At 70.0% G+C, this 6,249-nt stretch carries 6 protein-coding genes; all 6 read right to left on the bottom strand.

The features are described 5' to 3' along the window. The coding region (locus FFI97_RS30690) for an FAD-dependent oxidoreductase (protein WP_144004547.1) at positions 1-1,060 on the bottom strand (1,060 nt) is incomplete at its 3' end. After that, a complete protein-coding gene (locus tag FFI97_RS30685) occupies positions 1,060-2,037 on the bottom strand; it encodes a Bug family tripartite tricarboxylate transporter substrate binding protein (protein WP_139704256.1) in 978 nt (325 codons plus the stop codon). The genes FFI97_RS30690 and FFI97_RS30685, both read right to left, overlap by 1 nt. An 85-nt stretch (positions 2,038-2,122) precedes the next feature. Beyond that, positions 2,123-3,103: a Bug family tripartite tricarboxylate transporter substrate binding protein gene (locus FFI97_RS30680; protein ID WP_139704254.1), complete on the bottom strand. Its 981-nt coding sequence runs from the start codon at positions 3,101-3,103 to the stop codon at positions 2,123-2,125. A gap of 56 nt (positions 3,104-3,159) precedes the next feature. After that, positions 3,160-4,374 (bottom strand): 3-hydroxybenzoate 6-monooxygenase, encoded by a 1,215-nt coding sequence (locus FFI97_RS30675; RefSeq protein WP_139704252.1) that lies wholly within the window; start codon positions 4,372-4,374, stop codon positions 3,160-3,162. A 16-nt stretch (positions 4,375-4,390) separates the two neighbouring features. Further along, on the bottom strand, positions 4,391-5,095 hold the full coding sequence (locus FFI97_RS30670) for a fumarylacetoacetate hydrolase family protein (protein ID WP_139704250.1): 705 nt from the start codon (positions 5,093-5,095) through the stop codon (positions 4,391-4,393). Positions 5,096-5,165: 70 nt separating this feature from the next. After that, positions 5,166-6,248: a gentisate 1,2-dioxygenase gene (gene gtdA / locus FFI97_RS30665; RefSeq protein WP_139704248.1), complete on the bottom strand. Its 1,083-nt coding sequence runs from the start codon at positions 6,246-6,248 to the stop codon at positions 5,166-5,168. Position 6,249 lies beyond the last annotated feature (1 nt).

Raw genomic sequence — 6,249 nt, 5'->3', positions numbered from 1 at the left:
TCGGCCAGGCGTTCAGGCCGATGGTGTCGTCGAAGGTGGCCGAGCCGAGGATGTCCTCGCGGCCCAGCGCGTACAGGCCCTGGATGCGCCGCGTCTCGCGGATGCCGACCTGCGGCGCGATCTCCACGATGGCCGACGGCGCGAAGCCCGGCACCTCGGCCTGCAGGAACTTGAAGTACGCGGCGATCTGGCGCCGGCCTTCGAGCTCGCCGTCGCTGAGTTCGCGCGCATCGACGCCGTTCATCGCGCGGCCTTCGGCGTTGCGGATCTGCGTGACGTTGGCGCGCCACTCGCGCGGGTCCTTGTTGGGCCGCAGGATCGCGCCTTCGCGCGGAAAGCTGTACTTGCCCGGATGCTGCTGCTCGGCGCGCGCCATGAAGCCGTTGATGGCCGAGAACTCGCCCACCGCTTCCAGCGCGGCCGGTGCGTCGACCTGGCCGATGCGGAACATGGTGGTCGGGAACAGCCCGCTGCCGTGGCCGTCGCCCACTTCGAAGGGCACGCCTGCGAAGGCCGCCACGTCGGCGTCGCCGCTGGCGTCGATGAAGGCGTTGGCGCGGATCGCCTGGCGGCCCGATTTCGTTTCGACCACCAGCGCGGCGATGCGACTGCCGTCGTGCAGCACCGCAGCGGCATACGCGTGGAACAGCATCTGCACGCCGGCCGCTTCGAGCAGCTGGTCGGCGGCCAGCTTGTAGGCCGAGGTGTCGTACGAGCGCACGCAGATGCGCCCGCCCATGCCGTTCTGCGGCGCGTTCATGCCGTTGAAGCCGGCGATGCGGTCGATGAGGTCGTCGACCACGCCGCGCACCAGCTGCGTCATCTCGCCGCGGCGCTTGCCGTACAGGCCGGCGAAGTTGGTCACGCCGCCCGCGGTGCCCATGCCGCCGAGAAAACCGTAGCGCTCCACCAGCAGCGTGCGCGCGCCGTGGCGCGCGGCGCTCACGGCGGCGGCAATGCCGGCGGGGCCGCCGCCGACCACGACCACGTCGAAGTCGCCGAACACCGGCAGCGCGCGCGCCGGTTCGGTCAGGGTGTGTGGTTGCTGCGTCGTCGCCATCACTGGAGCTTGATGCCGCGGGTCGAAATGATCTTGCTCATGATCGCCGCCTCTTCCTTCACGCGCGTGCGCATGCCGTCGGGCGAGGTGCCCACGGCCTGCCAGCCTTGCTCGAAGAGCTTGCGGCGCACGTCGGGGTCTTTCATGACGATCTCGATCTCGCGGCTGATGCGCGCCTGCGCGGGCTTCGACAGGCTGGCCGGGCCGAGCAGCGCCACCCACACCTCGAGATTGAAGTCCTTCACGCCGGCCTCGGCCAGCGGGGCGATCTCGGGCACCAGCGCGCTGCGCCCGCCCGTGAGGCCCACGGCCTTGAGCTTGCCGGCGCGGATCTGCGGCATGGCCACGCCCGGCGGGATCAGGCCCATCTGCACCTGGTCGCCCAGCATGCCGGTGACGACCTGCGGGTTGCCCTGGTAGGGCACGTGCTCGGGCTTGAAGCCGTTCACGCGGCTCTTGAGCAGTTCCATGCCCAGGTGGCCGACCGAGCCCACGCCCACCGAGCCGTAGTTCCACTTGTCGCCGGCCTGGCGCGCGGCGTCGAAGAAGGCGCTGCCCGAGGGCAGGCTGTTCTGCGCCACGAGCACCAGCGGCGCGGTGGCGATGAGCGACAGGTACGTGAAGTCCTTCGCCGGGTCGTACGGCAGCTTGGGATACAGCATCTTCGACGACGTGAGGTTGCCGTTGATGACGATGCCCAGCGTGTGGTCGTCGGTGGCCTTGGCCACCTGGTCGGCCGCGATGTTGCCCGAAGCGCCGGCCTTGTTGTCCACCACGACCGGCTGGCCCAGCGCGCGGGACAGCGGCTCGGCGATGGTGCGCGCCGCGATGTCGGGCGTGGAGCCGCCCGGGAAACCCACCAGCAGGCGGATCGGCTTGGTCGGCCACGCGGGGGTGTCGGCGCTGGCGGACAGCGGCAGCGCCGCGGTGGCGGCCAGGCCGCAGGCGATCAGGAGGGCTCTCTTGGTGGCTTGCATGGAAAAAGACAGTTAAAAGGTAAACAAAAATGCAAAGAGAGCCAGCTTAACTGGCGCGCCGAGCCCTGGGCAAGGCGCACCCTCGTCAGTCGAGGCTGATGTTGCCCCGGCGCACCAGCTCCCCGTACACCTTCGACTTGGCCTCGGCGTTGCGCTCGATCTCCTCGGGCGACCAGGCCAGCGGCTCGAAGGCGAAGGTGTCGAAGCGGGCGCGGATGTCCGGGTCGGCGATGACCTTGGCCACGTCGGCGTTGATCTTGGCCTTCACGGCCGCCGACACGCCCTTCGGTGCCAGCAGCGACACGAAGGAGTTGACCTCCAGCGAAGCCGGGCCGCCGGCCTCGGCCATGGTGGGCACGTCGGGCATCTGCGGGATGCGCTTGGGTGCGGCCACGGCGATGTAGCGCAGCTTGCCGGCCTTGTAGATGCCCTGGCTCGACGGGATGCTCGCGAAGGCCCACGGCACCTCGCCGGTGCCCACGTTGGAATACAGCTGCGACACCTCGCGGTACGGCGCGTGCCGCATGCGGATGCCCGTGAGCGCCTCGAGCTGCTGCGCGCCCAGGTGGCCCGGGCTGCCGACGCCCCACGAGCCGTAGACCACGCCCTCGGGGTTGGCCTTGGCGGCGCCGATCAGGTCGCCCATGGTCTTCCACTTCGACTCGGTGCCGACGGCCACGAAGAAGGGCGTGCGGAACAGCGAGGCGACCGGGTCGAAGTGCTGCAAGGTCACGAAGTTGCGCGACTTGTACAGGTGCGGCAGCGCGGCGATGTGCTCGCTGTCCAGCTGCAGCAGCGTGTAGCCGTCGGGCGCGGCGCGGCGCGCCTGGTCGATGGCGATGAAGCCGCCGCCGCCGGGCCGGTTGTCGACAACCACGCGCTGGTTCCACAGCCGCGAGAGCTTGTCGGACACGAGCCGCAGCACCGCGTCGGGGCCGCTGCCGGCCGCGAACGGGGTGATCAGCGTCACCGGCTTGCTCGGGTAGTCGCTGCCCTGCGCCCAGGCGCCGGAGGCGGCGGTCAGGGCCAGGGCGGCGGTCGTCAGCAATGCGCGCGGAAAGTTCATGGGTTGTCTCCTGGGCCTTCGGCCTCGTTGGTAGATGATGAAGAGAGAAACGCGGATCAGCGCGGCGCGGGCGCCTCGCCCAGGCAGTGCTCGGGTCGCCAGGCGTACAGCCATTCGACCGCATCGTAGAAGCGTTCGGGCGTGCGCCCGGTCCACAGGCTGTTGCGCACGAGGCGCTCCACGCCCTGGGCGTGGTACAGCCGCCCCATCTCGCGCACCGACAGCACGACGCGCGCGCAGCGTGCGATGCGGGCCTGTTCGTAGCGCTGGAAGGCGGCGGTCATGTCGAAGTCGCAGGCCTTCACGGCCTCGCCGAGCGTCACGGCGTCTTCGAGCGCCATGCAGGCGCCCTGCGCGAGGTACTGCATCATGGGATGCGCCGCGTCGCCCAGCAGCGTGGCCGGGCCGTCGCCCCAGCGCTCGACGGGGTCGCGGTCGGCGGTGCTCCAGCGGCGCCACGAGGTCGGGCGGTCGAGCAGCTGGCGCGGGCGCGCGTGCACGCCTTCGAAGTACGACAGCACTTCGTCCTTGCTGCCGTCGGTGACGCCCCACTCTTCTGCTTCACGGCTGTGGAAGGTGACGACCAGGTTGTACTGCTCGCCATGGCGCAGCGGGTAGTGCACGAGGTGGCAGTTCGGGCCGGCCCAGACCACGGGCGCGTTCCATTGCAGGTCGGCAGGCATGTCGGCCGCGGGCACGACGGCGCGGTAGACCACATGGCCCGACACGCGCGGCGCGTCGCCGATGAGCTTGGCGCGCACCACCGACTTCACGCCGTCGCAGCCGACGATGGCGTCGGCCTGGAAACGGCGGCCGTCGCGCGTGACGGCCGTGACGCCGTGCGCGCCGATGTCGATCGCCTCGACCTGCGCCGAAGTGTGGAAGCGGATCAGCGGATGCTGCTTCACGGCCTCATGGATCGCGCCGTGCAGGTCGGCCCGGTGGCTCACGGCATACGGATTGCCGAAACGCGCGCGGAAGGCCTCGCCGACGGGCACCGAGGCCACTTCGCTGCAGTCGACCGCGTCCATCATCACGAGCCGGTCGGTGAACACCGAGCTGCGGCGCACGGCCTCGCCCACGCCCAGCGCGTCGAGCGCCGCGAAGGCGTTGGGGCCGAGCTGCAGGCCGGCGCCGATCTCGCCGATGACAGCGCTCTGTTCGAGCAGGTCGATGGCCACGCCCAGGCGCGCGAGCGCGAGCGCGGCGGCCATGCCGCCGATGCCGCCGCCGACGAGCAGCACGGAAGGAGGTTGCTTCGAGAGGGTCATGCGCGGGCCGGGACGCTCAGTCGATGCGGACCGTGAGCGACGGCAGTCGCTCGATGCTGACCTTGATCGTCTGGCCCAGCTTCACCGCGCCCACGCCTTCGGGCGTGCCCGTGAAGATCAGGTCGCCAGGCTGCAGTACGAACAGCGTCGAGAGGTTGGCGATGACTTCGTTCACCGACCAGATCAGGTGCGTGATGTCGCTGTTCTGGCGCACCTGGCCGTCGACCTCGAGCGTGATAGCGCCGGCGTTGATCTCGCCCACGTCGGCCAGCGTGCGCAGCGGCGCGATGGGGGCCGAGAAGTCGAAGGCCTTGCCGATCTCCCACGGGCGACCGGCTTCGCGCATCTTCATCTGCAGGTCGCGGCGCGTCATGTCCAGGCCCACGGCGTAGCTGTGGATGTGGCTGGCGGCCTGGTCGACCGGGATGTCCTTGCCGCCCTTGCCGATGGCGACCACCAGCTCGGCTTCGTAGTGGTAGTTGCTCGTGAGCGGCGGGTACGGCACGGCGCCGGTGGCGCCTTCGGCCACGGGCACGACCGAAGCGTCGTCATTCGGCTTGCAGAAGAAGAACGGCGGTTCGCGGTCGGGGTCGAAGCCCATCTCGCGCGCATGCGCCGCGTAGTTGCGGCCGACGCAATAGACGCGGCGCACGGGGAACTGCTGGTCGGAGCCGACGATGGGCAGGCCGACGATGGAAGGGGGCGTGAAGACGAAGGACATGGAAGCTCCTGCCGCGTGGGACGGCACATCAGACAAACAAGAAAAAGAAGGAAAGAAGGTCGCCGCGCTTTCAGGCGTCTTCGAGAAAGGCTTCGCGCAGGATGCCCATGGCCTGCTGCACGGGGCGGTCGGAAAAACTGAAGAGCACCGTGTCTTCGTTCGGCGACGACAGGCGCAGCGGCGCCCACGAGGGCACGACGAAGGTGTCGCGCGGGCCGAAGTCGAAGCGCTGGCCGGCGATCTCGGCCGTGCCGTGGCCTTCGACCACGCTGTAGACGGTGCCGTCGGTGGCGCGGTGCGCCTGGCCCGCGAAGCCCTGGGGCAGCAGCTGCAGCTGGGTCGCGATGGTCGGCATCGGCGAGCCGCCCGTCAGCGGGTTGATGTAGCGCAGCTTGTGGCCCAGCCAGGCGTCGGGCGCCTCCTGCTTCTGCAACTGGGCCAGCGCCTCGCGGCTGCGCAGGTAGGGGTAGTTGAAGATCGGCGAGGTGGCCGAGGTGTGGTCGTGCCGCACCGGCACCATGTTGTGGCCGAAGCGCGCCAGGCTGTGGCCTTCGGGGCGCGCCACGTGCTGCACCTTGGCGTCGTCGTTCTCGGCGAAGCCGGCGTCGAAGAAGCGCAGCATGGGAATGTCGAGGCCGTCGAGCCACACCACCGGCTCGGTCACGCCTTCGATGCCTTCGTTGCCGTGGTCGTGCCAGGCCCACGAAGGCGTGATGATGAAGTCGCCGGGGTGCATCGTCGTGCGCTCGCCGCCCACGGTGGTGTAGGCACCCTTGCCGTCCACGATGAAGCGCAGCGCCGACTGCACATGGCGGTGCGACGGTGCCACCTCGCCCGGCATGATGAGCTGCAGGCCGGCGTAGATCGACTGCGTGATCGACGCGTTGCCGGGCAGCGCCGGGTTCTCGAGCACCAGCACGCGGCGCACGGCCTCTTCGGCGGTGATGAGGTCGGCCGACTCCATGAGCAGCGGGCGGATCTCGTCGTAGCGCCACAGCGCGGGCACGCACGGGCTCTTGGGTTCGCGCGGCACCAGCACGTGCAGCGACTCCCACAGCGGCGAGAGGTTCAGCGGGCGGATGCGGGCGTAGTAGTCGCGGCGCTCGGCGGCGTTGGCCGGTGCGCTGGCGGCATGGGAAGAAGCGGGGTTCATG

It is taken from the genome of Variovorax sp. KBS0712 (assembly GCF_006323185.2).
In the GTDB taxonomy this organism is placed as follows: domain Bacteria; phylum Pseudomonadota; class Gammaproteobacteria; order Burkholderiales; family Burkholderiaceae_C; genus Variovorax; species Variovorax boronicumulans.
This window is presented reverse-complemented; position numbering and strand designations above follow the sequence as displayed.

Excerpts from the sequence above, each read along its gene's own strand:
- FFI97_RS30685 (WP_139704256.1), bottom strand. The coding sequence starts at position 2,037 with ATGCAAGCCACCAAGAGAGCCCTCCTGATCGCCTGCGGCCTGGCCGCC.
- FFI97_RS30680 (WP_139704254.1), bottom strand. The coding sequence starts at position 3,103 with ATGAACTTTCCGCGCGCATTGCTGACGACCGCCGCCCTGGCCCTGACC.
- FFI97_RS30675 (WP_139704252.1), bottom strand. The coding sequence starts at position 4,374 with ATGACCCTCTCGAAGCAACCTCCTTCCGTGCTGCTCGTCGGCGGCGGC.
- FFI97_RS30670 (WP_139704250.1), bottom strand. The coding sequence starts at position 5,095 with ATGTCCTTCGTCTTCACGCCCCCTTCCATCGTCGGCCTGCCCATCGTC.
- gtdA (WP_139704248.1), bottom strand. The coding sequence starts at position 6,248 with ATGAACCCCGCTTCTTCCCATGCCGCCAGCGCACCGGCCAACGCCGCC.